This window comes from Variovorax sp. J22P240, assembly GCF_030316855.1.
Lineage (GTDB): Bacteria > Pseudomonadota > Gammaproteobacteria > Burkholderiales > Burkholderiaceae_C > Variovorax.
Genome location: NZ_JASZYR010000002.1, coordinates 107,010 through 130,813 on the forward strand (window position 1 = coordinate 107,010; position 23,804 = coordinate 130,813).

The following is a 23,804-nucleotide window of genomic DNA, read 5'->3' on the forward strand; positions in this document are numbered from 1 at the left end:
AAGATGGCATTCCTCACCTCATTGATCCTCGCGGCCTTTGTCGGCTACATCGGCGCCTGGTATTTCGGCGCGGTCGAAGGCAACTTCGCGTTGCTGCTGTTTCTCGCAACACTCGTCACCGGAATCTATTGGGTGGCCGAGCGCTTCTATTTTCTGCCCAAGCGCCGGCGCGCAGCGGCGGCGCTCGACGCCTCGCTGGCGCAGCGACGCGAAGAACTGGCGAAACAGGGCATCACCCAGGTCGATACCGTCGACACCAAGGCGCGCGAACGCCTGGTCATGCAGCCCTGGTGGCTGGATTGGACCGCAGGCCTGTTCCCCGTGATCCTGGCGGTGTTCCTGTTGCGCTCGTTCCTGTTCGAGCCGTTCAAGATTCCGTCCGGTTCGATGATGCCGACCTTGCTTGCCGGTGACCTGATCCTGGTGAACAAGTTCGTCTACGGCCTGCGTCTGCCGGTCATCAACACCAAGATCACCGAGGGCCGGCCTCCTGCGCGAGGCGAAGTCATGGTCTTTCGCTATCCGCCCAAGCCGAGCATGGATTACATCAAGCGCGTGGTCGGCGTGCCGGGCGACGAAGTGGCCTACCTCAACAAGAAATTGACGGTCAACGGCCAGCCGGTAAGCAAGAATGCCATCCCCGAGTATTTCGACGAGGAGGCCATGCGCTACCTCAAGCAATACACCGAAAAACTGGGCGACAAGGAGCACAAATTGCTCAATGACGACAGTCGCCGTGCCGGGTTGTCCGAAGCCGAGATCATGGCTTTCCCGTATCAGGAAAATTGCCGCTACAGTGTTGAAGGCGTGGTGTGCAAGGTGCCCGAAGGTCACTATTTCATGATGGGCGACAACCGGGACAATTCCCTGGACTCGCGCTATTGGGGATTCGTCCCCGACCGGAACATCGTTGGCAAAGCCTTCCTGGTCTGGATGAATTTCGGCAATTTCAAGCGCATCGGCAGTTTCCAATAAATATTCGAGTTTTTCATTCGAGGGGTAGAGGGCATGAGAGCAAAGCAGACAAGGCATAAACAGCGCGGCATCTCGTTCATCGGCCTGCTGTTCGTGGCGGTCGTATTGGCTTGCGTCGGCGTGGTCGTCGCGCAGGTGATTCCCACGTTGATCGAATACCAGGCGATCACCAAGGCCGCCAACAAGGCCAAGGAAGGCGCAACGGTGCCTGAGGTCCGCGCCATCTTCGACCGTGCCCAGGCCATCGACGACTTCAAGTCGGTTACCGGCAAGGATCTCGACGTAAGGAAGGATGGCGACAAGGTGATCGTGTCCTTTGCTTACGATCGCGAAATCCATCTCTTCGGCCCTGCCTACCTGGTCCTGAAATACCAGGGCCAGTCCAAGTAGATGCGCACCCCCAGGCTTGCCCACTTCCTGTGGCGTGGAACGGGCCTGGCCTTGCCGGCCGCGGCTGCGTTGTGAGTGAAGGTGGGCTCGGCGCGTTGCAGGCGCGTCTTCAGCATTCGTTCGGCGACGTCCGGTTGCTCCAGCTGGCGCTAACTCACCGCAGTTTCTCGGCTGATCACAACGAGCGGCTCGAGTTTCTGGGCGACTCGGTGCTCAATCTCGCCGTGTCCCATTTGCTCTACACGCGTCTTTCGGCGTTGCCCGAAGGCGACCTCTCTCGGGTCCGGGCTAATCTGGTCAAGCAGGACACGCTGCATCAGTTGGCGGTCAAGCTGGCGCTGTCGCCGCTGCTGCGGCTTGGTGAAGGCGAGTCGCGCTCGGGTGGCCAGAACCGCCCGTCGATCCTGGCCGATGCGCTGGAAGCAGTGATCGGCGCGGTCTATCTCGACGCCGGCTATCACGCCGCACAAGCGCTGGTGCACCGACTTTACGAATCCGTCGAGATCAACCCGCGCATGGATGCTGCGGCCAAGGACCCGAAGACCGAATTGCAGGAATGGCTCCAGGGCCACAAAATGAAGCTGCCGGTTTATCGCGTGGTTGGCACGCTCGGCGCGGCCCACAAGCAGACTTTCGATGTCGAATGCGAGGTGCCCGAACTGGGTCTTCGCGAGCGCGGCATCGGCGGCTCGCGCCGCGCCGGTGAGCAGGCCGCCGCGGCGGCCATGTTGATCCGGCTCAAGGCGCGCGGCGCGAAGGCATCCCCATGAACGACCCCATCGAATCCAATCCTCCTGCGCCCGAAGACGGGTCCGGAGCTCCAGGCGCTCAGGCGTCCCAGCGCTGCGGCCTGGTCGCCATCGTCGGCAAGCCCAACGTGGGCAAGTCAACGCTGCTCAACGCCCTGGTTGGCCAGAAGATCAGCATCACCTCGCGCAAGGCGCAGACCACGCGGCACCGCATCACGGGCATGCGCACGCTGGGCGCGACGCAGTTCGTCTTCGTCGATACGCCTGGCTTCCAGACGCTGCATGCCAACGCGCTGAACCGTTCGCTCAACAAGACGGTGGTGGGCGCGGTATCGGACGTCGATCTCATCCTGTTCGTCGTCGAAGCCGGCAGTTTCACCCCGGCGGACGAGCGGGTGCTGAGGCTGCTCGGCTCCGGCATCCCAACGGTGCTGATCGCCAACAAGCTGGACAATGTCCATCGCCGTGGCGACATCGCGCCGTGGCTGCAGACCATGCAGCAGAAGCATGCCTTCGCCGAATTCGTTCCGATGTCGGCCAAGAACTCGAAGGACATCGAGCGCCTGTTCGGCATCTGCGAAAAGTACCTGCCGGAGCAAGCCTGGTGGTACGCCGAGGACGAGCTCACTGACCGTAGCGAGCAGTTCCTCGCCAGCGAAATGGTGCGCGAGAAGCTGTTCCGCCTGACCGGCGACGAGCTTCCCTACACCTCGACCGTCATCATCGACAAGTTCGAGGAGGAGCCCCCGGCTCGCAAGGGCCAGAAGCGACTGCTCAAGATCGCGGCGACGATCGTCGTCGAGCGCGACGGTCACAAGGCCATGGTGATCGGCGACAAGGGCGAGCGCATCAAGCGCATCGGTACCGAGACGCGGCAGGAACTCGAGAAGCTCATGGATGCCAAGGTGTTCATCGAGCTCTGGGTCAAGGTGCGTTCCGGCTGGGCCGACGACGAAGCGAGGGTCCGCTCCTTCGGCTATGAATGAGCACGCCCCGGGCGTATGGCCTTAAAGCGCGTTTCGCACGAGCCGGCTTATGTGCTGCATCGCTATGACTGGAGCGAATCGAGCCTGATCCTCGAGACCTTCACGCGTCACCACGGCCGCATCGCGATCGTGGCCAAAGGCGCGAAGCGGCCCAGCTCCAACTTTCGCCCTGTGTTGCTGCCCTTGCAGCCGCTCCAGCTCAACTTCAGCGGCGACGCCGAGATCCGCACGCTCAAGGGCGCCGAATGGATGGGCGGGCACGTGATGCCGACTGGCGAGGCGCTGCTGTCGGGCTACTACGTGAACGAACTGCTGCTGCGCCTGCTGGCGCGTGACGACCCCCACGAGGCGCTGTTCGATGCTTATGCAGCGGTGGTGCAGGTGCTGGCGAGCGAACATGCGGGCGCGCAGGCTGCGACGCAATCGGCCGCGTTGCGCGCCTTCGAGTTGCTGGTTCTGCGCGAAGTCGGTTTGCTGCCTACCCTCGACGCCCAGACGCTCACGCTGGCACCGCTGGTGCACAACGCACGCTATGCGCTGGTGCCCGAGGCCGGCCTGCGCGAAGCGGCAGACGAGGAGGCCGCGCTGCAAGGCGCCGACTGGCAGGCGCTGCAAGCCGCGCTCGACGATCGCGCACCCTTTGCCGCCACGTTGAGAGCCTGCGCGGGCGTCAACGGCGCATTGCGCACGCAACTGCGCACCTTGCTCAACTACCATTGTGGCATTGCAACGCTGCGTACGCGGCAGATGATGCGAGACCTGCAAGCCCTATGAGCCTACTGAAACCTACCGCCTTGTCCGTCAATCTCAATAAGGTCGCGCTGGTACGCAATACGCGACCGCTCGGCATCCCCAGCGTGCTCTTTGCCGCTGCGATGTGCCTGGATGCCGGCGCGCACGGAATCACGGTGCACCCGAGGCCGGACGAACGCCACATCCGACCGCAGGACGTGCGCGACCTGTCCGTGCTGCTGCGCAAGGATTGGCCTCGGGCCGAGTTCAACATCGAGGGCAACCCTTTTCACAACCTGATGGAGTTCGTGCGCGAACTGCGGCCGCACCAAGCCACTTTCGTGCCCGACAGCGAAACCCAATCGACCAGCGACCACGGTTGGAGCTTCCCCGAGGATGCCGGGCGCCTGCGGCCGCTGATCGCAGAGACGCGGGCGCTTGGCGTGCGCGTGAGCCTTTTCATGGACCCGAACCCCGACATGATGGCCGCGGCCAAGGCGGTCGGCGCGGACCGGGTCGAGCTCTACACCGAAGGCTACGCGGCATCCCGCGACACCCCCAAGGCGGATGCCGTCCTGCAGCTCTATGTCGATGCTGCGCGCGCGGCGCATGCCGCCGGTCTCGAAGTCAACGCCGGCCATGACCTGAGCCGCGACAACCTGACCGAGTTCCTGCGCGCCGTGCCGGCCGTCCGCGAGGTGTCGATCGGCCATGCCTTCGTCGCCGACTCCCTGGAACTCGGCTACTCGGCCGCGACGCGCGAGTACCTGCAGCGCATCGCCGAAGCCAAGTGATCTACGGCATCGGCACCGATATCTGCGATGTCCGGCGCATCGCCGCGACCCTCGAGCGCCAGGGCGATCGTTTCCCCCAGAAGGTCCTGAGCGACGCCGAGTACGCGGTCTGGCAGGCCCGCAGCGCACGCTGGCCCCAGCGCGGCCTGCGCTACCTGGCCACGCGCTTCTCCGCCAAGGAGGCGTTCAGCAAGGCCATCGGCACGGGCATGCGCATGCCGATGAGCTGGCGCCTGTGCGAGATCGCCAATCTGAAAAGCGGCAAGCCCGTGATCGTCCTGCACGGCGGCCTCAAGGAATGGTTCGAAGCGGAGGGCTTGAGCGCCCACGTGACCGTCACCGATGAAACCGACTACGCGGCGAGCTTCGTCGTGGTCGAACGCCAAGAATGACCGACAACGCACTGCATGCCCCTCTGATCATCGACGTGGCGGGCACCGAATTGACCGCGGCCGATCGCCGCCGGCTCGCCGACCCGCTGGTGGGCGGCGTGATCCATTTCGCGCGCAACTGGCACGACCGGGCGCAGATGACCGCCCTCAATGCCGAGATCAAGGCGCTGCGTCCCGACATCCTGATCTGCGTGGACCATGAAGGCGGCCGCGTGCAACGCTTTCGCACGGATGGCTTCACGCGCCTGCCGCCGATGCGCGTGCTCGGCGAGCTCTGGACTAGAGATGCCCTGCGTGCGACCCAGGTTGCCGTCGCCTGCGGCCACGTTCTGGCGTCCGAGCTTCGGGCCTGCGGCGTCGATTTCAGCTTCACGCCGGTGCTCGACCTGGATTACGGCGAAAGCAGCGTGATCGGCGACCGCAGTTTTCACCGCGATCCGCGCGTGGTCGCAATGCTTGCCAGGAGCTTGATGCACGGTCTGCTGCAAGCGGGCATGGCCAATTGCGGCAAGCATTTTCCGGGGCACGGTTTCGTCAAGGCCGATTCACACGTCGCGATCCCCGTGGACCGGCGCAGCCTCAAGGCGATCCTCGCCGACGATGCGCGACCCTACGATTGGCTGACAGGCACGCTCGCCGCGGTGATGCCGGCCCACGTGATCTATCCGAAGGTGGACGACCGACCGGCCGGCTTTTCATCGAAGTGGCTGCAGCAGATCTTGCGCGGCAAGCTCGGCTTCGACGGCGCGGTGTTCAGCGATGACCTCAGCATGGAGGCAGCGCGCCGCGTCAATGGTGAGCTGTTGAGCTACGCGGACGCCGCGCTTGCCGCGCTCGCGGCGGGCTGTGACCTGGCCTTGCTGTGCAACCAGAGCATCGGCGAAGGCGCTGCTCTGGACGAAATGCTTGACGGTTTCGCTGCCGCACAGCGCAGCGGCCGATGGACGCCGCGTGCAGCCAGCGAGTCGCGCCGGCGAAGCCTGCTGCCGCGTGCTCCCGCGCCGGACTGGGCCGAACTGCAGCAATCGCCCGCGTATCGACGCGCCATCGAGATACTTCCGCGTCCCTAGCCCTGGCGTGCGTGCTCAGGCGGCTGCCGACCAGAGCCGCTCGCCGCCGCCGTCGAGATGCGTCAGGTACAGGCGCAAGTCGAACTCCAGCTGGTGGTAGTCCGGCGCCATGTGGGCGCAGAGCTGATAGAAGGCCTTGTCGTGTTCGCGCTCCTTCATGTGAGCGAGCTCGTGCACGACGATCATGCGCAGCCATTCGACCGGCACTTCCTTGAACAGGCTCGCCACGCGGATCTCTCGCTTGGATTTCAGCCGGCTGCCCTGCACGCGCGAGACGGTCGTGTGGGTGCCGAGCGCGTTGCGGATCACGTGGAGCTTGTTGTCGAAGGCGACCTTGGAGAGCGGCTCGGCGTTTCGCATGAACTGGCTCTTGAGATCGTTCACATAGTCGTAGAGCGCTCGGTCGGTGCGGATGCCGTGCGTGCTGCCGTAGCGCTTCTGCAGCCACTCGCCCAGGCGACCTTGCACGATCAGCTGCTCGACCTGGGCGCGCAGCGCCGCGGGATACGCGGCGAGGTACTTCATGCGGTTTGCGGGGTTCGCGCGTTGGCGGCGGCGTAGGCCAAGCCAGCGGCAACGCCACCAAACAGGTCACCTTCGACCAGTTTCGTGCCCGGAAACGCAGCCCCCAACGCCCTCTGAAAGGGGCGCAATGCGGAAGAGCCGCCGGTCAGGTAGATCGCGTCGAGCTTGCCTTCAGCAAGGTCCGCGCGCCGCACGCAGTCACGCGCGCAAGCGACCACGCTGTCGAGCAGCGCGGAAAGATGACGCGCCATGTCGTCGGCGCCGAGTGCCGCACTCAGGCCCGGCTCCGCGCAGGACAGGTCGATCGCCACCCCATCGTTCGTCATGGAGGTGCGGATCTTCGCCTCCTCGACTTCGCTGGCGATTCGGTGCCCTTGCCGATCGACCAGCACATTCACCAGGCGTTCGTGCAGGCGCATGTCCAGGTAGCTCGTGCGCAGGTCTTGCACCTGCCGGATCGCCTTGGGCGCGTAGAGCCAGTTGATCAGGTGCCAGGACGACAGGTCGAAGAAGGTTCGGCTCGGCACTTCGCGGCCCTGCGGCCCGATGTGCCGAAAGCCGAGGTGCGGCATCACGCACTCGAGGCTGAGGCGCTGGTCATAGTCGGTGCCGCCGATGTGTACGCCGGTGGTCGCCAGCACGTCGCTGGTCCGGTCGGCGTGCGCCGTGCGCTCGGGGCCCAGGCGCACGACCGTGAAGTCGGACGTGCCGCCGCCGATGTCGACGATCAGCACCAGCGATTCGCGGCTGACGCGGCGCTCGTAGTCGAAGGCCGCCGCGATCGGTTCGTACTGGAACTCGACGTCACCGAGCCCGGCGTTCAGTGCGGCCCGGCGCAGGGTGTCTTCGGCCAGCCTGTCGCGCTCCTCGTCGTCGTCGACGAATCGGACCGGCCGGCCGATCACCACGCGCCCGGGTTGTGCGCCAAGCTCCTTGCGGGCGCGCGCCCCGAGTTCCGACAGGAAGAGGGTGACGATGTCCTCGAAGCTGACCCGTTCATTCAGGATCTCCGTCTGCTCCTGCATGAGCGAGCTGCCCAGCAGGCTCTTGAGCGAGCGCATGAGCCGGCCTTCGGTGCCCGAGAGGTAATGCGCGATGGCATCGCGGCCGAAGTGCGTGCTGCGATCCTCGGCATTGAAGAAGAGGGCGGTCGGGATGGCGGTGGCCGAGCCTTCGAGCGTCAACGGGCGCGCCAGCCCGTTGTCCGCCACGAAGGCGACTGCGGAGTTCGACGTGCCGAAGTCGATCCCGATGGCGGGTGCGCGCGTACTCAAGATTCCCGACGCAGCGCAGGGAACAGAATCACGTCGCGGATGCTCGGCGAGTCGGTCAGCAGCATCATCAGGCGGTCGATGCCGATGCCGCAGCCGCCGGTCGGTGGCATGCCGTATTCGAGCGCGCGCACGAAATCGTGGTCGTAGAACATGGCTTCGTCGTCGCCGCTGTCCTTGGCCGCGACCTGCGCGTTGAAGCGCGCGGCCTGGTCTTCGGCGTCGTTGAGTTCGCTGAAGCCATTGCCGAACTCGCGGCCGGTGATGTAGAGCTCGAAGCGTTCCGTCACTTCCGGGCGTTCGTCGTTGGCACGTGCCAGCGGCGAGATCTCGGTGGGGTGCTCCATGATGAAGGTCGGCTGCCAGAGCTTTTCCTCGACCGTCTCCTCGAAGTACATCACCTGCAGGCTGGCGAGGCTGCGCTGCGAGAGCTTGTCCTTTTCCTCGCTCAGGCCGATCTTGCGCAGCGCGTTGATCAGCCAGGTGGCGTCATCCACGTTCGTGTCGGCATCGGTGTGCTTGAGGATCGCCTCGCGGATCGTGAGCCGTTCGAAGGGCTGGGTCAGATCGACCGCCTTGCCCTGGTAGGTCAGCTGCTGGGTGCCTACCGCTTTGTCGGCGATCGTGCGGATCAGCGTCTCGGTGAAGTCCATCAGGTCGCGGTAGTTCCAGTAGGCCGCGTAGAACTCCATCATGGTGAACTCGGGGTTGTGCCGCACCGAAATACCTTCGTTGCGGTAGCTCCGGTTGATCTCGAACACGCGCTCGAAGCCGCCGACGATCAGTCGCTTCAGGTACAGCTCGGGCGCGATGCGCAGGAACATCTCCTGGTCGAGCGCGTTGTGGTGCGTCTTGAAGGGCTTGGCGTTCGCGCCGCCGGGAATCGGATGCAGCATGGGCGTCTCGACTTCGAGGAAGTCGTTGGCCACCATGAACTCGCGCAACGCGCTCACGGCACGGCTGCGTGCCGCGAATCGCTCGCGTGCCGTGGAATCGGTGATCAGGTCGACATAGCGCTGGCGGTACTTCTGTTCCTGGTCGGCCATGCCGTGGAACTTGTCCGGCAGCGGGCGCAAGCTCTTGGTCAGGAGCCGGAGCTTCGTGACCTTGACCGAGAGTTCGCCGGTCTTGGTCTTGAACGCCGAGCCTTCGGCGCCGACGATGTCCCCGAGGTCCCAGTGCTTGAATTCGGCGTAGGCCTCTTCGCCGACCGCGTCGCGGGTGATGTAGAGCTGGATGCGGCCCGTGGCGTCCTGGATCGTCGCGAAGCTGGCCTTGCCCATCACCCGCTTCAGCATCATGCGGCCAGCCACGCTGACCGCGATGGGGGTCGCTTCGAGCACGTCGGACGGGGTCTCGCCGTGTGCCGCGACGAGCGCGGCGGCGCGGTCGCCCGGCTTGAAGTCGTTCGGGAAGGCGACACCCTTGCCTTCGGCCTGGGCGGCACGCAGCGCCTTGAGCTTTTCACGCCGTTCGGCAATGAGCTGGTTGTCGTCGGTCGCGGCGGCTGGCGTGGAGGCAGGAACGGGTACGGAGGGGGTCAGATGGTCGGACATGGGGAAGCAGGATGGGGCACGGGCGGGAGCGCGCGCAACCCACCATTTTAGCCGTCCGGGCTCCGCGGAGGACCGGTCCGCAGCGCTCACCGGTGCTGCATCGAGCGCTATTGAAGTTATAGCAAGCTATTCAGCGATACCGGTGCGCGCGAGCAAATCACTGACCAATTCCAGGCGCATGAGCGGGCTGTCGAGCTCCATCAACCGCTGCTTGAGTTCAGCCTGCATCGGCAGCAACTCGCACCAGCGATTGGCGACCCAGCCGCAATCTTCGAAGCGATAGGGCTGCGCGATGGGCAGGCGAACGCTTTCGTCACCCTCGATGCGCCGTCGTTCTTCGAGCGTGTCGACCAGGCGGCGCAGCGCGTTGGCCGCGTGCTGGAGGTCTGTGGGGACTTCCAGGGCGATGTCGTCGGGCACGGACTCGACCTCGGCTGTCCACAGTCCGTACTTCTGCAATTCGCTGGAGCGGACGCGAAAACGCTGTGTGCCGACGCATTCGATCTGCATGAGGCCCGACTGGGGCATTTCGAACTCGCGGATGACGGCGAGCGTGCCGAGCGTCGCAAAGCTTTCGGCTTCCGCGCCAGCCCTGCGGACTTCCGATCCCTGCGTGAGGCTGACCACGCCGAAGGGCGAGCCGGCCTTGTGGCATTTGCCGATCATGTCGAGGTAGCGCACCTCGAAGATCCGCAAGGGCAGGAGGCCGCCGGGGAACAGCACGGTGCCCAGGGGAAACAAGGGGAGGGAGCTCAGAAGGGGTTGTGTCGTCATCGATGAACCTTGCGTGGCTATCATCGCATTCCGCTCACGACCTCGCGCCATGTTCTATCAGATTCCTTCGTTCCTGCTCGACGTGATCGTCGGCCTTCTGGGCGGCGCTTGCCTGCTGCGTCTCTACATGCAATACCACCGCGTGCCGTTCGGGAATCCCCTGGGGCGGTTCGTGTTCGCGGTCACCGACTGGATCGTGCTGCCGCTACGGCGCGTCGTGCCGTCGGTCAAGCGCTGGGATTTGGCGAGCACGGTGGCTGCATGGCTGCTGGTGCTGGTGAAATTCTTGCTGCTCTGGATGCTGATGGGGACGTTGGAGCGCTGGGCGATCCTGCCACTGGTGTCGTTGATCGGCTTGCTGCAACTCGCGGTGTCGGGGCTCACCGCCTTGCTGATCGTCTACGCCGTCCTGTCGTGGGTGCCGAACGCCTCGTCGATGCTGCACGACCTGATCGCGCGGCTCGCGGAGCCGCTGGTGCGTCCGCTGCGGCGCTTCATCCCGCTGGTGGGTGGGGTCGACTTGTCGCCGCTGGCCGCCATCGTGATTCTGCAGGTCGGCGCGATCATCCTCGGCAACGTGATGGGCTCGGTCTTCACCCTGGGGCGCTAGCCCGCGCCCCAGGCGATCGGGTCAGACTACAGCGTCGGCGGGTTGGCGTAGCAGCATGGCGAGCGTGTTCGCGACCGTCTTGCGCAGTTCGCGGCGATCGCAGATGAAGTCGATCGCACCCTTGGTTTGCAGAAACTCCGCCCGCTGGAAGCCTTCGGGCAGGGTCACACGCACGGTGGACTCGATCACGCGCGGGCCGGCAAAGCCGATCAGCGCCTTGGGTTCGGCGATGACCACGTCGCCGACGAACGCGAAGCCTGCGCTCACACCACCCATGGTTGGATCGGTCAGCACGCTGATATAGGGCAGACCCTTCTTCGCGAGGCGGGTGAGCGATGCGTTGGTTTTCGCCATCTGCATCAGGGACAGCAAGCCTTCCTGCATGCGAGCACCGCCGGTGGCGGTGAAGCAGATGAAGGGGACCTTCTGCTCGATGGCGGTCTCGACGCCGCGCACGAATCGCTCTCCGACCACGCTGCCCATGCTGCCGCCCATGAAGTCGAACTCGAAGCAGGCGACCACCACGTTGATGCTGTGCACGGAGCCGCCCATCACGACGAGTGCGTCGGTCTCGCCGGTGTTCTCGAGCGCTTCCTTGAGCCGCTCGGGGTACTTGCGGCTGTCCTTGAACTTGAGGGCGTCGACGGGCAAGACCTCCTGCCCCACTTCGTAACGGCCTTCAGCGTCCAGGAAGGCATCGAGCCGCGCGCGGGCGCCGATGCGATGGTGGTGGCCGCAGCTCGGGCAGACGTTCTGGTTGTGCTCGAGATCCGTCTTGTAGAGCACGGTTTCGCAACTCGGGCACTTGATCCAGAGGCCTTCCGGCATCTGGCGGCGCTCGCTCGGGTCGGAGGGCGCGATCTTGGCGGGTAGCAGTTTTTCAAGCCAGCTCATGGGGGCTCCTAGTGTTGGCGTGGATTATCGGCCAGCCGCGTTCTTGGGCGTGGCGGCGGGCAGCGCGTCAAGCGCTTGGCGGATCTCGGCCAGGAACTCGCGCACCCGCGGCACTACGGCATCGCGGGGCTGGTCCTCAATCAGCTGGATGATGCGGGAGCCGATCACGACCGCATCAGCCGTGGAGCCGACCGCTTGCGCCGTGCGTGCATCGCGGATGCCGAAGCCCACGCCGACCGGCACCTTCACGTGCTGGCGGATGCGCGGAATCATCTGGCCGACGGCCTCGGTGTCGAGGTGCCCGGCGCCCGTCACGCCCTTGAGCGAGACGTAGTAGACGTAGCCGGTCGCGATGCGGCCGACCTGGGCCATGCGCTCGCTGGTGCTCGTGGGCGCAAGCAGGAATATCAGGTCGATATGGTGGGCCTGAAGCTCGGCGGCGAAATCCTCGCACTCTTCAGGCGGGTAGTCGACCACGAGCAAGCCATCGACGCCCGCAGCGGCTGCGTCTCGGACGAAGCTTCCCTTGCCGTGCACGAGGTCGTAGCGCTCGACCGGGTTGGCATAGCCCATCAGCACGACCGGCGTGCGGTCGTCCTTCTTCCGGAAGGCGGTGACCATGGCCAGCACCTGCTTCATGCCGATGCCCAGCGCCAGCGCGGCCTCGCCGGCACTCTGGATCACCGGGCCGTCAGCCATCGGATCGGAGAAGGGAACGCCGAGCTCGATCACGTCGGCACCCGCCTCGACCATGCCGTGCATGAGTTCGGGAGTGATGTCGGCGAAGGGGAAGCCGGCCGTCACGTACGGGATGAGAGCCTTGCGTCCATCCTTCTGCAAGGCTTCGAAGGTTGCAGCAATGCGGCTCATGCCTTGCCTCCCTTCACGCTGAGGCCGCGCATCGACGGCCGATCGTAGAAGTCCACGCCCGACAGATCGGCGACCGTGCCGATGTCCTTGTCTCCGCGGCCCGAAAGGTTGACCAGGATCGATTGGTCCGCGCGCATGGTCTTCGCAAGCTTCATCGCGTAGGCCATCGCATGGCTCGATTCGAGCGCCGGGATGATGCCTTCGGTGCGGCACAGGTAGTGGAAGGCTTCGAGCGCTTCGCTGTCGGTGACGCCGACGTACTCGGCGCGGCCGATGTCCGCCAGATAGGCATGTTCGGGGCCGACTCCGGGATAGTCGAGGCCCGCGCTGATGCTGTGGGTTTCGGTCACTTGGCCGTCTTCGTTCTGAAGCAGGTAGGTGCGGTTGCCATGCAGAACGCCGGGGCTGCCGCGAAGAATCGAGGCCGAATGCTTGCCGCTGTCCAGCCCTTCCCCCGCTGCTTCGACGCCGATCAGGCGAGTGCCCGCGAACGGGATGTAGGGGTGGAAGATGCCCATCGCGTTGCTGCCGCCGCCCACGCAGGCGACCACCACGTCGGGCTGCCTGCCCTCGGCTTCGCCCGTGATGCCCTGCGCGGCCAGCATGGCAGGCATCTGCTCGATGCACTCGTTGCCGATCACGCTCTGGAAGTCGCGCACCATGGTTGGGTAGGGGTGTGGGCCGGCCACCGTGCCGATGATGTAGAAGGTGTTCTCGACATTGGTGACCCAGTCGCGCATCGCTTCGTTGAGCGCGTCCTTCAGGGTCTTGCTGCCGGATTCGACCGGCACCACTGTCGCGCCCAGCAGGTTCATGCGGTAGACGTTGGGGCTTTGGCGCTTGACGTCCTGGCTGCCCATGTAGACCACGCATTCGAGGCCATACCGCGCACAGATGGTGGCGGTGGCCACGCCGTGCTGGCCGGCGCCGGTCTCGGCGATCACCCGGGGCTTGCCCATGCGCTTGGCAAGCATCGCCTGGCCGATGGTGTTGTTCACCTTGTGGGCGCCGGTGTGGTTCAGGTCCTCGCGCTTCAGGTAGATCTGTGCGCCGCCCATTTCGCGGCTGGTGCGCGCTGCGTGGTAGATCGGCGAAGGCCGGCCCACGAAATGCGCAAGCTCGTAGTGGAACTCGGCCTGGAACTGGGGGTCGTCCTTGTACTTCGCGTAGGCGTCTCGAAGTTCACTGATCGCGTGGGTCAGCGTTTCGCTGGCAAAGGTGCCGCCGTAGATGCCGAAGTGGCCGCTGGCGTCGGGTTGCTGGTAGGTGTTCATGGTCTCGATCGGTGGGCTGGCCGGCGCCAGACGATCGAGGCGGCGGCCAGCGGCAAACTAGGAAGAGGCATCGGCCGCCTGCACGGCGGCCACGAAATCGCGAATCCTTGCGGCATCCTTGATGCCCTTGGAGGCCTCGACGCCGGAACTCACGTCAACGGACAGCGATTTGCAGCGCGTCCGCAGCTGACGAATGCCATCGCCCACGTTTGCAGGTGTGAGCCCACCACTCAAGACGAGGTGAGCGTCGACGGCGGGTGGAAGAAGTGACCAATCGAATGCCTTGCCGCCACCGCCATACGCTTCGACATGAGCGTCGAGCAGGATGGCCTGGGCGCGGGAGTAATCGGACGCGTATTTTACGAGGTCGAAGCCGGCGCCGGCCGCACCGAGCGGAATGCGGGCCGCGCGCATGAACCGGTAGGCGCCCTGGCCGCAGCCATCCCAGCACTGGATGGGCGATTCATCGCCGTGAAACTGGGCGATGGCACCAGGCACTTTGGAGAGCGCATCCACGGTGTTTTCGGCGGATTCATTGACGAACAGCAGCACCGGCGTCACGAACGGCGGCAGGCGTGCGGCCAACTGGGCCGCGCGTTCGACCGTCACTGCGCGCGGGCTGGCCGGATAAAGGACGAAGCCGACTGCATCGGCACCCGCGTGGACGGCGGCATCCACATCCTGCTCACGGGTGAGTCCGCAGATCTTGATTCGGGTACGGGCAGTGGCGACGGCGGCAGTCATGGCGGGCCATCATACGCAGCGCCCGTGCCCTCCATCGTTGCTTCGGGCGGCAAGCCCCAACCGGCCGCATACAGCGGGCCCACGAAATAGAGCCCGTTGGGCGAGAAGGTCGGCGCTGCGACGACGCGGCTGCGTGCTTCCAGCACTTCGCCCATCCACTCCGGACGCTCGTCACCGCGGCCGATGCGCACCAGGCAACCCATGATGTTGCGGATCATGTGGTGGAGAAAGGCATCGGCCTCGAACTCGAAATGCCAGCGACAACGCTCGGTTTCGCCGTGTCGGGCGATTGCGATCCGACGCACGTCCTTGACGGGTGACCGCGCCTGGCAGGCTGAAGCGCGGAACGAGCTGAAGTCGTGCTGGCCCAGCAGCATCTCGGCGGCCGTCCGCATCGCATCACCGTCGAGCGGATGCATCGACCAGCCGACCCGGCCGGCGTCGAGGCTCGGCCTGACCGGCGATTGCGAGAGCACATAGAGATAGCGGCGTGCCAGCGCGCTCGCGCGGCAGTGGAACTGGTCCGGGACGGGTTGTGCCCATTGCACCGCGATATCGCCGGGAAGGAAGCGGTTGGTGCCGCGCACCCAGGAGAAGGGCGTGCGCTCGACGGACGTGTCGAAATGCACCACCTGCATCAGGCCATGGACACCGGCATCGGTGCGGCCGGCGCAGAGCGTGGAGATGGGCTGCGCGGCAAATTGAGCGAGTGCCGCTTCCAGCTTGTCCTGAACAGTGCGGCCCGAGAGCTGGCTCTGCCAGCCCTCGTACGCCTGGCCGTTGTAGCGGACGCCGAGCGCCAGCCTCACGGTGAATTGGGCGGCCGCGCGGCCACTCAGTGCAACTGGCCGAGCAGTTGCTTGGCTTCGGCCTTGATGTCGCCGGAGCTTTCGGCAGCCACTTCCTCGACCAACGACCGGGCGCCTTCGACGTCGCCCAACGCCTTGAGTTCGCGTGCCAGCGAAAGCTTGATCGCGTGGGGGCTTTCGCCACTTTCTTCGAGCGGTTCGAGGCGGCCGCGCTCAGTGTCGGCGGGGGGGCGGCCCGACAGGCCGGCCAGCGAGCTCATGTCGAATTCGATGAAGCCGGAATCCGCCGGCAGGCCAGCGCGCAGGGGCGCCGGCTGCGTGCGCTCTTCTTCAGGAAGCGACGGAGCACGTGTGGCCGGTTCGAGGGCGCCAGGGGCTGTGTCGAAGTCGTTCTCGAGGTCGAGCCTGGCCGCGGCGTTTCCGTTCATGTGGCCGTTGACGCCATTCATGCCCATCGCGGCCGGAATGGCGCGGGGTGCTTCGCGCAGGGTCGACATGAAAGGCTCCGGCGGCGGGGTCGAGGCAGCAGGCGGCAGGCTGACGCTGAGCGGCGCCGGCGCGGTAGCCGGCGCCACCGATGGCTTGCTCAGATCCAGGTCGAAGTCCAGCGGAGCGACCGAGGGCACGAAGGCCGGTGGCGGTGCCGCAGCTTCAGGCTCTTCGACAAGGCTGGCAACAGGTGCGGTCGATGCCGCGGGCGCCGTTGCTGTCGCGGCAGCCAGCGTTCCTGCGAAAGCAGCGGCTTCGGCTGCCGATACGCCGCGGCTTCCCGTCTCATAGAGCGGATTGCCCGGATCGAGGTCCTTGCCCAGTTCGACGACGCGGTTCCACTCGGAGCCGGTGCCGCCTGTCAATTTGTGCACGTCAGCGGCGAGTGCCTCGTAGGCGCGCAGGTCACGACGCTTGGCGTGGATTTCGAGCAGCTTGAGATGGATCGCCGTGCGTTCCGGGTTGACGCGCAGCGCTTCGCGGAGGATTTCCTCTGCTTGCAGGTCGCGGCCGTAGGCGAGGTACACGTCGGCTTCGGCCACCGGATCGACGTCGCCAGCATCCAGCTGGCTCGGCGAGTACGACAGCGAGGACACCACGGAATTGCCGCGGTTTTTCGTATCGACCGATTCGCCACCGCTGGCACCGAAGAACGAATCCTTGGGGATGCGGCTTTCGATGAACACGCTGTCGCCGGCGTCACGGCGCTTGCGGCCCAATACGCGATAGAGCAAGAAGCCGATCAGCAAGGCGATCAACGCCGCAGCGCCGACCATGAGCGGGTTCTCCATCAGTTCGGCAAAGAAGCTGGGCTGCGGAGGTGGCGGGGGTGGTGCTGCCTTGACCGGATTGGCGGCGACCGGCGCTGCTGCCGGCACGGGTGCTGGACTCGCAGCGGCCGGGGCCGCTGCTGTGGAGGGCTCCGGCGAGGGCGCTGCGGCAGTGCCAGGAACGGCTGTCACGGTTGCAGCGGGCGCGACAACGGCCGGCGGCGTTGCGGCGGCTGGGGCGGGCGCAGCTGTCGCGGCAGGTGCTGCGGTCGCGGCCGGGACGGCTGCAACTGCCGGTGCGGGAGTTGCCGGAGCCGCGGCCGTCGGAGCCGCTGTAGCGGGTGCGGGGCTTGCTGCGGTCGAAGGCGACTTGCCCGTCTCGGCCTTCAGCTTGTTCATGTCCTCGATGTTCTTGGACAATTCGGCGACGCGCGCCTTGTTCGCCTGCTCCTGGCGTGCCTGCACGAGCTGCTCTTCGGTCGCACGGCCAGGTGCGATGCCTTGCGAGATCTTGAGCTTGTCGGTCGGCGCGTTGGCCGCATTGCGGTCCTCGACATTCGCATCCACCTTCCCCGAAGCCTGGCGGCCGGCATCGGCCTGCTGCGAAGTCGGTGCGTTGTCGGCCAGGCGGCGGCGATATTCGCTGAAGTCCTGGCTCTGCGCGGTCACGGTGCGGCGTGCTTCAGCCGGCGCAACAGCTTCGGCCTGCGATGCGCCAGGCATTTCCAGTACCGCGCCCGCCTTGATTCGATTGATGTTGCCGCCAATGAACGCGTTGGGATTGGCACGCAGCAGGGCCACGAGCATCTGGTCGAGCGACACGTCGGTGGGCTTGTACGCGCCTGCGATCTTGCTGGCGGTGTCGCCGGGGCGCACGGTGACCTGCTCGCCGCCTCCGGTGCGAACCGTATCGGCTTCCGTCGGCGTGACCGCGGCGACGGGCGCCGGTCGCTGCCTGCGGGGTGCGGGCGCTTGAACCACCGCCGGAACGGCGGCCAGCGGCGGTGTCGGACTGATTTGAGGCGCGGTCGGCGCGATGGGAGCGGTTCTGGCGGCTTGGCGACTGGCCGGGGGATCGAGCAGCACCGTGTAGTCGCGCATGATCCGGCCCGAACCCCAATTGGCTTCGAGCAGAAGATCGATGAAGGGCTCGCTGACCAGGCGGTTGCTGGACAGGCGCACCACGTAGCGCCCGTCGGCGCGCTTCTGCACGCCGACGCGCACATCCAGCAGTGCGGAGTTGTAGGGGACGCCGGCAGAGCGGAAGGCCTCGGACGAAGCGATGTTGACCTTCAGGCCGTCTGCCTCTGCGGGCGTGATCTCCGTGACTTCGATTTCCGCGCGGAGCGGCTCGCCGAGCGCTGACTGGACGTTCAGCCGACCCAGCGCCAAAGCGCTGGCATCGGCGCCGAACGCGCCCAGGGCCAAAGCAACAGCAGCACTGAGAAGGGAAAGCTGGTTCCGACCAGAAATCGTCGGAGTCGGGCGGATGGCCGAAGGGCGGGCCGCAGGCAACGGATGTCGTGTCATGCTGTTAGGGGGCAGCTCGGCCCAAAAGTGTAAGAGGACGTTAACATCATCACCCCGCACTGACAAGGCGACAGGCCTTATCTACCCAGTGCGTGCAAACTTCGTCATGCATCCGCCGTTGCGGCGTAGCAACGGAGCGCGCACCACGAGGTACGCGCTCCCCGTTTTAAGCCTCCAGGAGGATGCGCAGCATGCGGCGAAGCGGTTCCGCCGCGCCCCACAGCAGCTGGTCGCCAATGGTGAAGGCGCCGACGTATTCGGGGCCCATGGCCAGCTTGCGCACGCGCCCGACGGGGATCGTCATCGTTCCGGTGACGGCGACGGGGGTCAGGTCCTTGACCGTGGCCTCGCGGGAGTTCGGCACGACCTTGACCCAATCGTTGTCCGCCGCGATGAGCGCCTCGATGTCGGCCACCGGGACGTCCTTCTTGAGCTTGAAGGTCAGCGCCTGGCTGTGGCAGCGCATGGCGCCGATGCGCACGCAGAAGCCGTCGACCGGCGTCGCCGCCGTTCCGAAGCCAGCGCCCTGGCCGAGGATCTTGTTGGTTTCGGCGCCGCCCTTCCACTCTTCCTTGCTCATGCCGTCGCCGAGATCCTTGTCGATCCACGGGATCAGGCTGCCGCCGAGCGGCGCGCCGAAGTTCGCGGTTTCCGCGGCGGTCAGCGACTGCTGCTTGGCGAGCACCTTGCGGTCGATTTCGAGGATGGCCGACTTCGGATCATCCAGCAGGGCGCGCACTTCGGCGTTGATCGTGCCGAACTGGGTCAGCAGTTCGCGCATGTGCTGGGCGCCGCCGCCGGAAGCGGCCTGGTAGGTCATGCTGGTCATCCACTCGACCAGGCCGGCCTTGTAGAGGGCGCCGACGCCCATCAACATGCAGCTGACGGTGCAGTTGCCGCCGATCCAGTTCTTGCCGCCCTTCGCCAGTGCGTTCTGGATGACGGGGAGGTTGACCGGATCGAGCACGATGATCGCATCGTCGTTCATGCGCAGCGTGGAGGCTGCGTCGATCCAGTGGCCCTTCCAGCCGGCTGCACGCAGCTTGGGGAAGACTTCGGTCGTGTAGTCGCCGCCCTGCGCGGTGACAATGATGTCGCACTTCTTCAGTGCGTCGATGTCGTGCGCGTCCTTGAGCGTGGCTTCGTTCTTCGCCATCGCCGGGGCCTTGCCGCCGGCATTGGACGTCGAGAAGAAGACCGGCTCGAACAGTCCGAAGTCGCGTTCGGCCTGCATGCGGTCCATGAGGACCGAGCCGACCATGCCGCGCCAGCCCACAAGGCCGACCAGAGGTTGATTTGCGTTCGCCATTTCAGTTTGCCCTTGTAAAAAAGAAAGTTGTCTTCTCTTTGCGCCCGGCTCGTCAGAGCCGGGGGAGGGCGTGACGAATCGGGCTGCGGTTAGCCGGTAATCGTCGTTTTGGTGATGGCAGCCACCACAGCATCGCCCATTTCGCGGGTGCCGACCTTGGTGGTACCTGCGGACCAGATGTCTGCCGTGCGCAGCCCCTGGGCCAGCACCTGCTTGACCGCCGACTCGATTCGGTCGGCAGCCTGGGGCTGGTTGAGGGAGAAGCGGAGCATCATGGCAGCGGACAGGATTGTAGCCAATGGGTTGGCAACCCCTTTGCCGGCGATGTCTGGCGCGCTGCCATGGCTGGGCTCGTAGAGGCCCTGGTTGCTCGAATTGAGCGATGCGGAGGGCAGCATGCCGATGGAGCCGGTGAGCATCGCCGCCTCGTCGGAGAGGATGTCGCCGAACATGTTGCCGGTGACGACCACGTCGAATTTTTTCGGCGCCTTGACCAGTTGCATCGCCGCGTTGTCGACGTACATGTGGTCGAGCTCGATGTCGGGGTATTCCTTGCCGACCTCGGTCACGATGTCCTTCCAGAACTGGAAGGTCTCCAGCACGTTGGCCTTGTCGACGCTGGTCACGCGCTTGCTGCGCTTGCGCGCCGCCTGGAATGCGACGTGGGCGATGCGTTCGACCTCGGGGCGCGAGTAGCGCATCGTGTCGAAGGCTTCTTCGGCGCCCGGGAAGTGGCCGTCGACCGCGGTGCGGCGGCCGCGCGGCTGGCCGAAATATATGTCGCCTGTCAGCTCGCGAATGATGAGGATGTCCAGGCCTGCGATCAGTTCGGGCTTGAGGCTCGATGCGTCCACCAGTTGCTCGTAGCAGATGGCCGGACGGAAGTTGGCGAACAGGCCGAGGTTCTTGCGCAAGCCCAGAATGGCCTGCTCGGGCCGAAGTGACCGCTCCAACTTATCGTACTTCCAGTCGCCGACCGCGCCGAACAGCACGGCGTCGGCTTCCTTGGCGAGTTTGAGCGTGGATTCGGGCAGCGGATGGCCGTGGGCCTCGTAGGCCGCGCCGCCGACCAACGCCGATTCGGTCTCGAACGAGAGGTCAAGCACTTCGAGGACGCGAAGCGCCTCGGCGACGATTTCAGTGCCGATGCCGTCACCGGGGAGAACTGCGATTTTCATGAGAGTCTGTTCTGAAGAGAGTGAAGGGTTCAGGCGATCAACTGGTGCGTGAGCCAGGGCTTCTTCGCCAGGCGCTCGGCCTCGAAGGCCTTGATCTTGTCCTTTTGGCGCAGGGTCAGGCCGATGTCGTCCAGCCCATTGATCAGGCAGAACTTGCGGAAGGCCTGCACTTCGAACGGAAGCTCGACGCCGTCCGGCTTGATCACGACCTGGCGCTCGAGATCGATCGTCAAGCTGTAGCCCGGGAAGGCCAAGGTTTCGTCGAAGAGTTGCGCGACCTGGGATTCGCTCAGCACGATCGGCAGCAGGCCGTTCTTGAAGCTGTTGTTGAAAAAGATGTCCGCGTAGCTCGGCGAGATGATGGCGCGGAAACCGTACTGGTCCAGCGCCCAGGGCGCGTGCTCGCGCGACGAGCCGCAGCCGAAGTTCTTGCGCGCGAGCAGCACGGAGGCGCCCGCGTAGCGCGGCTGGTTCAGCACGAAGTCGGGGTTGGGCTTGCGCGTCGTCGGATCCTGGCCGGGCTCGCCCGGGTCCAGGTAGCGCCAGGCGTCGAAGAGGTTCGGACCGAAGCCGGTCTTGCGAATCGACTTCAGGAACTGCTTGGGGATGATCGCGTCGGTGTCGACGTTCTCGCGGTCCATCGGCGCCACGAGGCCCTTGTGCACTGTGAATTTCTGCATGGTGTCTGGCTCCTGGTTCAGGCGAATTGGCGGACGTCGACGAAATGGCCATGCACAGCCGCGGCCGCGGCCATGGCCGGACTTACGAGATGGGTGCGACCGCCGGCGCCTTGCCGTCCTTCAAAATTGCGGTTGCTGGTCGATGCGCAGCGCTCGCCGGGTTCGAGCCGGTCGGCGTTCATCGCGAGACACATCGAGCAGCCGGGTTCGCGCCATTCGAAGCCTGCCGCCTTGAAGATCTGGTCGAGGCCTTCGCGCTCGGCCTGCTCCTTCACGAGGCCCGACCCGGGAACGACCATCGCCAGCTTCACGTTCTTGGCGACCTTCTGGCCGAGCTTCTTGACCATGGCTGCAGCTTCCCGCATGTCCTCGATGCGGCTGTTGGTGCAGGAGCCGATGAACACCTTGTCGATGAGGATGTCGTTCATCGGCTTGTTCGGCTCCAGGCCCATGTAGGTGAGCGCACGCTCGATGGCGCCGCGCTTGTTGGCGTCTTTTTCCTTGTCCGGATCGGGCACGCGGCCATCCACGGGAACGACCATCTCGGGCGAGGTGCCCCAGGTCACTTGCGGCTTGATCTGCGCGGCGTCGAACTCGACCACCGTGTCGAAGTGCGCGCCCGGGTCCGAGTGCAGCGTCTTCCAGTACTCGACCGCCTGGTCCCACTCGACGCCGGTGGGGGAGAGCGGGCGGCCTTTCACGTAGGTGATGGTCTTTTCGTCGACGGCGACGAGCCCGGCGCGTGCACCGGCTTCGATCGCCATGTTGCAGACCGTCATGCGGCCTTCCATCGTGAGGTCACGGATGGCGGAGCCGGCGAACTCGATCGTGTAGCCCGTGCCACCGGCAGTGCCGATCTTGCCGATGACGGCGAGCACGATGTCCTTGGCCGTGCAGCCCAGCGGCAGCTTGCCGTCGACCTTCACGAGCAGGTTCTTCGCCTTCCTGGCGAGCAAGGTCTGCGTGGCCATGACGTGCTCGACTTCGCTCGTGCCGATGCCATGCGCCAGTGCACCGAAGGCGCCGTGCGTGGACGTGTGCGAGTCGCCGCACACCACGGTCATGCCCGGCAGCGTGGCGCCCGATTCCGGTCCGATCACGTGCACGATGCCCTGGCGCTTGCTCAGGAACGGAAAGAACGCGGCGGCGCCGAATTCCTTGATGTTGCTGTCGAGCGTGGTGATCTGTTCCTTGCTGATCGGGTCCTCGATGCCGTCGTAGCCGCGTTCCCAGTGGGTGGTCGGCGTGTTGTGGTCGGCCGTGGCCACGACCGAGCTGATGCGCCACAGCTTGCGGCCGGCTTCGCGCAGGCCTTCGAAGGCCTGCGGGCTGGTCACTTCATGGACCAGGTGCCGGTCGATGTAGAGGATCGCGGTGCCGTCTTCCTCGGTGTGGACGACGTGTTCGTCCCAGAGTTTGTCGTAGAGGGTGCGTGCCATGGTGGTCTCTTTCGTGGGAAGGAATTTGTCTTATGCGGCGGCGAACTGGGCAGTTGCCCCCGCCGGGGTGTGCAGGTGTTTGACGAGCATGCGCGCCGCAACCGGCAGCGTCGAGAAGTCGCGTGCAATCAACCGGATCTCGCGTGCCGCCCAGGAATCGTTGAGCGCCACGCTCTGAAGGCTGCGGCCGATGCCACCGCGCATCAATTCGAAGGCCCGGCGGGGCATCACGCCGACGCCGAGGCCGTTCTCGATCATGCGGCACATGGCGTCGAGGCCCGTCACGTGGATGCGCAGCCGGATCGTGCGATTGGCGGCCAGGGCAGCCTGGTGCATGGCGACATAGATCGAACTGTTGGTGTGCAGCCCGACATGGTCGAAGTCCAGCGAGTCCGAGAAATCGATTGCGCGTTGGCCTGCCAGAGGGTGGCCCGTCGGCACGATCAGCACCAATGCATCTTCGCGGTATGGCAGGCTTTGCAGTTCGCTCGCGCCTTCGGGGAGATGGCAGATGCCGAGGTCGGCCGCGCCTTCGTGCACCGCGCGGACGACTTCGCTGCTCAGATGTTCCTCGAGGTCGATCTTGATCGCGTCGTGCTCGCGCGTGAAGGCTCCGAGGTCTTCAGGCAGGAACTGCACGATCGCCGAGATGTTGGCGTGCACCCGCACATGGCCACGCACGCCGTCGGCGTACTCGCTGAGTTCGCCCTGCATCTTTTCGAGGCTATAGAGCACCGAACGCGCATGATGGAGCAGGCTCTCGCCAGCGGGCGTCAAGTCGACGCCGCGCGCATGGCGATAGAGGAGAGGGGTGCCCAGCGTGGCCTCGAGGTCCGACAGGCGCTTGCTGATCGCCGAGGCCGCGATGAACTCGCGTTCGGCAGCACGGCCGATGCTGCCCAGCTCGCAAACGGCCACGAACAACTGCAAGGACGTGAGGTCGATGCGTCGGGCGAAGCTGCGTTCGGAGGAGGTCATACGGGTCTTGGCATCT

General features: G+C 65.4%; 24 protein-coding genes. 9 read left to right on the forward strand and 15 right to left on the reverse strand.

What is annotated here, in order from left to right:
• The first annotated feature begins 3 nt into the window (after nt 1-3).
• The 8 genes from lepB (at nt 4) to nagZ (ending at nt 6,088) form a co-directional block, all read left to right on the forward strand.
• Nucleotides 4-975 carry a signal peptidase I gene (gene lepB / locus QTI24_RS07375; RefSeq protein ID WP_286599424.1) on the forward strand — a complete coding sequence of 324 codons (972 nt, stop codon included), beginning with the start codon at nt 4-6 and terminating at the stop codon, nt 973-975.
• 33 nt (nt 976-1,008) lie between these two features.
• Nucleotides 1,009-1,365 carry a DUF4845 domain-containing protein gene (locus QTI24_RS07380; RefSeq protein WP_286599426.1) on the forward strand — a complete coding sequence of 119 codons (357 nt, stop codon included), beginning with the start codon at nt 1,009-1,011 and terminating at the stop codon, nt 1,363-1,365.
• A 71-nt stretch (nt 1,366-1,436) separates the two neighbouring features.
• Complete coding sequence (rnc, locus tag QTI24_RS07385; RefSeq protein WP_286599432.1) at nt 1,437-2,135, forward strand: ribonuclease III; 699 nt, start codon at nt 1,437-1,439, stop codon at nt 2,133-2,135.
• Nucleotides 2,132-3,100, forward strand: coding sequence for a GTPase Era (gene era, locus QTI24_RS07390; protein WP_286599434.1), 969 nt, complete (start codon nt 2,132-2,134; stop codon nt 3,098-3,100). The genes rnc and era overlap by 4 nt, the downstream gene beginning before the upstream one ends.
• Before the next feature lie 15 nt (nt 3,101-3,115).
• A complete protein-coding gene (gene recO, locus QTI24_RS07395) occupies nt 3,116-3,874 on the forward strand; it encodes a DNA repair protein RecO (RefSeq protein WP_286599435.1) in 759 nt (252 codons plus the stop codon).
• Nucleotides 3,871-4,626, forward strand: coding sequence for a pyridoxine 5'-phosphate synthase (locus QTI24_RS07400; protein ID WP_286599437.1), 756 nt, complete (start codon nt 3,871-3,873; stop codon nt 4,624-4,626). The genes recO and QTI24_RS07400 overlap by 4 nt, the downstream gene beginning before the upstream one ends.
• Nucleotides 4,623-5,018, forward strand: a complete 396-nt coding sequence (gene acpS, locus QTI24_RS07405; RefSeq protein ID WP_286599439.1) for a holo-ACP synthase — start codon at nt 4,623-4,625, stop codon at nt 5,016-5,018. The genes QTI24_RS07400 and acpS overlap by 4 nt, the downstream gene beginning before the upstream one ends.
• Nucleotides 5,015-6,088 carry a beta-N-acetylhexosaminidase gene (gene nagZ, locus QTI24_RS07410; RefSeq protein ID WP_286599440.1) on the forward strand — a complete coding sequence of 358 codons (1,074 nt, stop codon included), beginning with the start codon at nt 5,015-5,017 and terminating at the stop codon, nt 6,086-6,088. Before acpS ends, nagZ begins: the two co-directional genes overlap by 4 nt.
• 15 nt (nt 6,089-6,103) lie before the next feature.
• Here nagZ and QTI24_RS07415 read toward each other — a convergent pair whose 3' ends face one another.
• From QTI24_RS07415 to QTI24_RS07430, 4 genes are all read right to left on the reverse strand, one after another.
• On the reverse strand, nt 6,104-6,613 hold the full coding sequence (locus tag QTI24_RS07415) for a M48 metallopeptidase family protein (protein WP_286599441.1): 510 nt from the start codon (nt 6,611-6,613) through the stop codon (nt 6,104-6,106).
• A complete protein-coding gene (locus tag QTI24_RS07420) occupies nt 6,610-7,890 on the reverse strand; it encodes an Hsp70 family protein (RefSeq protein ID WP_503011233.1) in 1,281 nt (426 codons plus the stop codon). Before QTI24_RS07420 ends, QTI24_RS07415 begins: the two co-directional genes overlap by 4 nt.
• A complete protein-coding gene (gene lysS, locus QTI24_RS07425; protein ID WP_286599444.1) occupies nt 7,884-9,440 on the reverse strand; it encodes a lysine--tRNA ligase in 1,557 nt (518 codons plus the stop codon). The genes QTI24_RS07420 and lysS overlap by 7 nt, the downstream gene beginning before the upstream one ends.
• Before the next feature lie 126 nt (nt 9,441-9,566).
• On the reverse strand, nt 9,567-10,214 hold the full coding sequence (locus QTI24_RS07430) for an LON peptidase substrate-binding domain-containing protein (protein WP_286599445.1): 648 nt from the start codon (nt 10,212-10,214) through the stop codon (nt 9,567-9,569).
• A gap of 49 nt (nt 10,215-10,263) precedes the next feature.
• Here QTI24_RS07430 and QTI24_RS07435 point away from each other — a divergent pair, with 49 nt between their 5' ends.
• Nucleotides 10,264-10,824, forward strand: coding sequence for a YggT family protein (locus QTI24_RS07435; protein WP_286599446.1), 561 nt, complete (start codon nt 10,264-10,266; stop codon nt 10,822-10,824).
• Between the two features lie 21 nt (nt 10,825-10,845).
• Here QTI24_RS07435 and accD read toward each other — a convergent pair whose 3' ends face one another.
• The 11 genes from accD to QTI24_RS07490 form a co-directional block, all read right to left on the reverse strand.
• Nucleotides 10,846-11,718 (reverse strand): acetyl-CoA carboxylase, carboxyltransferase subunit beta, encoded by an 873-nt coding sequence (gene accD / locus QTI24_RS07440; RefSeq protein WP_286599448.1) that lies wholly within the window; start codon nt 11,716-11,718, stop codon nt 10,846-10,848.
• A 24-nt stretch (nt 11,719-11,742) separates the two neighbouring features.
• On the reverse strand, nt 11,743-12,588 hold the full coding sequence (gene trpA, locus QTI24_RS07445; RefSeq protein ID WP_286599450.1) for a tryptophan synthase subunit alpha: 846 nt from the start codon (nt 12,586-12,588) through the stop codon (nt 11,743-11,745).
• Entirely contained in the window at nt 12,585-13,862 is a 1,278-nt protein-coding gene (gene trpB, locus QTI24_RS07450; RefSeq protein ID WP_286599451.1) for a tryptophan synthase subunit beta, read from the reverse strand. The genes trpA and trpB overlap by 4 nt, the downstream gene beginning before the upstream one ends.
• A 57-nt stretch (nt 13,863-13,919) precedes the next feature.
• The gene (locus QTI24_RS07455; RefSeq protein ID WP_286599452.1) at nt 13,920-14,606 is read right to left on the reverse strand and encodes a phosphoribosylanthranilate isomerase; all 687 of its coding nucleotides are present in this window, start codon (nt 14,604-14,606) and stop codon (nt 13,920-13,922) included.
• Entirely contained in the window at nt 14,603-15,415 is an 813-nt protein-coding gene (truA, locus tag QTI24_RS07460) for a tRNA pseudouridine(38-40) synthase TruA (RefSeq protein ID WP_286599453.1), read from the reverse strand. Before truA ends, QTI24_RS07455 begins: the two co-directional genes overlap by 4 nt.
• A gap of 26 nt (nt 15,416-15,441) precedes the next feature.
• Complete coding sequence (locus QTI24_RS07465; protein ID WP_353506085.1) at nt 15,442-18,102, reverse strand: motility hub landmark protein FimV; 2,661 nt, start codon at nt 18,100-18,102, stop codon at nt 15,442-15,444.
• Nucleotides 18,103-18,370: 268 nt separating this feature from the next.
• On the reverse strand, nt 18,371-19,513 hold the full coding sequence (asd, locus tag QTI24_RS07470; RefSeq protein WP_286599456.1) for an aspartate-semialdehyde dehydrogenase: 1,143 nt from the start codon (nt 19,511-19,513) through the stop codon (nt 18,371-18,373).
• 89 nt (nt 19,514-19,602) lie between these two features.
• On the reverse strand, nt 19,603-20,691 hold the full coding sequence (gene leuB / locus QTI24_RS07475) for a 3-isopropylmalate dehydrogenase (protein WP_286599457.1): 1,089 nt from the start codon (nt 20,689-20,691) through the stop codon (nt 19,603-19,605).
• Nucleotides 20,692-20,720: 29 nt separating this feature from the next.
• On the reverse strand, nt 20,721-21,371 hold the full coding sequence (leuD, locus tag QTI24_RS07480) for a 3-isopropylmalate dehydratase small subunit (protein WP_286599459.1): 651 nt from the start codon (nt 21,369-21,371) through the stop codon (nt 20,721-20,723).
• A gap of 17 nt (nt 21,372-21,388) precedes the next feature.
• Nucleotides 21,389-22,810, reverse strand: coding sequence for a 3-isopropylmalate dehydratase large subunit (gene leuC, locus QTI24_RS07485; protein ID WP_286599462.1), 1,422 nt, complete (start codon nt 22,808-22,810; stop codon nt 21,389-21,391).
• Between the two features lie 30 nt (nt 22,811-22,840).
• Nucleotides 22,841-23,788, reverse strand: coding sequence for a LysR family transcriptional regulator (locus QTI24_RS07490; RefSeq protein ID WP_286599463.1), 948 nt, complete (start codon nt 23,786-23,788; stop codon nt 22,841-22,843).
• Nucleotides 23,789-23,804: the final 16 nt, after the last annotated feature.

Bases quoted from the DNA above. Each gene is read 5' to 3' on its own strand.
- QTI24_RS07435 (WP_286599446.1), top strand. From the start codon at position 10,264: ATGTTCTATCAGATTCCTTCGTTCCTGCTCGACGTGATCGTCGGCCTT.
- QTI24_RS07430 (WP_286599445.1), bottom strand. From the start codon at position 10,214: ATGACGACACAACCCCTTCTGAGCTCCCTCCCCTTGTTTCCCCTGGGC.
- leuD (WP_286599459.1), bottom strand. From the start codon at position 21,371: ATGCAGAAATTCACAGTGCACAAGGGCCTCGTGGCGCCGATGGACCGC.
- QTI24_RS07455 (WP_286599452.1), bottom strand. From the start codon at position 14,606: ATGACTGCCGCCGTCGCCACTGCCCGTACCCGAATCAAGATCTGCGGA.
- accD (WP_286599448.1), bottom strand. From the start codon at position 11,718: ATGAGCTGGCTTGAAAAACTGCTACCCGCCAAGATCGCGCCCTCCGAC.
- QTI24_RS07380 (WP_286599426.1), top strand. From the start codon at position 1,009: ATGAGAGCAAAGCAGACAAGGCATAAACAGCGCGGCATCTCGTTCATC.
- leuC (WP_286599462.1), bottom strand. From the start codon at position 22,810: ATGGCACGCACCCTCTACGACAAACTCTGGGACGAACACGTCGTCCAC.
- trpA (WP_286599450.1), bottom strand. From the start codon at position 12,588: ATGAGCCGCATTGCTGCAACCTTCGAAGCCTTGCAGAAGGATGGACGC.
- nagZ (WP_286599440.1), top strand. From the start codon at position 5,015: ATGACCGACAACGCACTGCATGCCCCTCTGATCATCGACGTGGCGGGC.
- asd (WP_286599456.1), bottom strand. From the start codon at position 19,513: ATGGCGAACGCAAATCAACCTCTGGTCGGCCTTGTGGGCTGGCGCGGC.
- QTI24_RS07415 (WP_286599441.1), bottom strand. From the start codon at position 6,613: ATGAAGTACCTCGCCGCGTATCCCGCGGCGCTGCGCGCCCAGGTCGAG.
- trpB (WP_286599451.1), bottom strand. From the start codon at position 13,862: ATGAACACCTACCAGCAACCCGACGCCAGCGGCCACTTCGGCATCTAC.
- lepB (WP_286599424.1), top strand. From the start codon at position 4: ATGGCATTCCTCACCTCATTGATCCTCGCGGCCTTTGTCGGCTACATC.
- QTI24_RS07400 (WP_286599437.1), top strand. From the start codon at position 3,871: ATGAGCCTACTGAAACCTACCGCCTTGTCCGTCAATCTCAATAAGGTC.
- recO (WP_286599435.1), top strand. From the start codon at position 3,116: ATGGCCTTAAAGCGCGTTTCGCACGAGCCGGCTTATGTGCTGCATCGC.
- era (WP_286599434.1), top strand. From the start codon at position 2,132: ATGAACGACCCCATCGAATCCAATCCTCCTGCGCCCGAAGACGGGTCC.
- lysS (WP_286599444.1), bottom strand. From the start codon at position 9,440: ATGTCCGACCATCTGACCCCCTCCGTACCCGTTCCTGCCTCCACGCCA.
- QTI24_RS07490 (WP_286599463.1), bottom strand. From the start codon at position 23,788: ATGACCTCCTCCGAACGCAGCTTCGCCCGACGCATCGACCTCACGTCC.
- leuB (WP_286599457.1), bottom strand. From the start codon at position 20,691: ATGAAAATCGCAGTTCTCCCCGGTGACGGCATCGGCACTGAAATCGTC.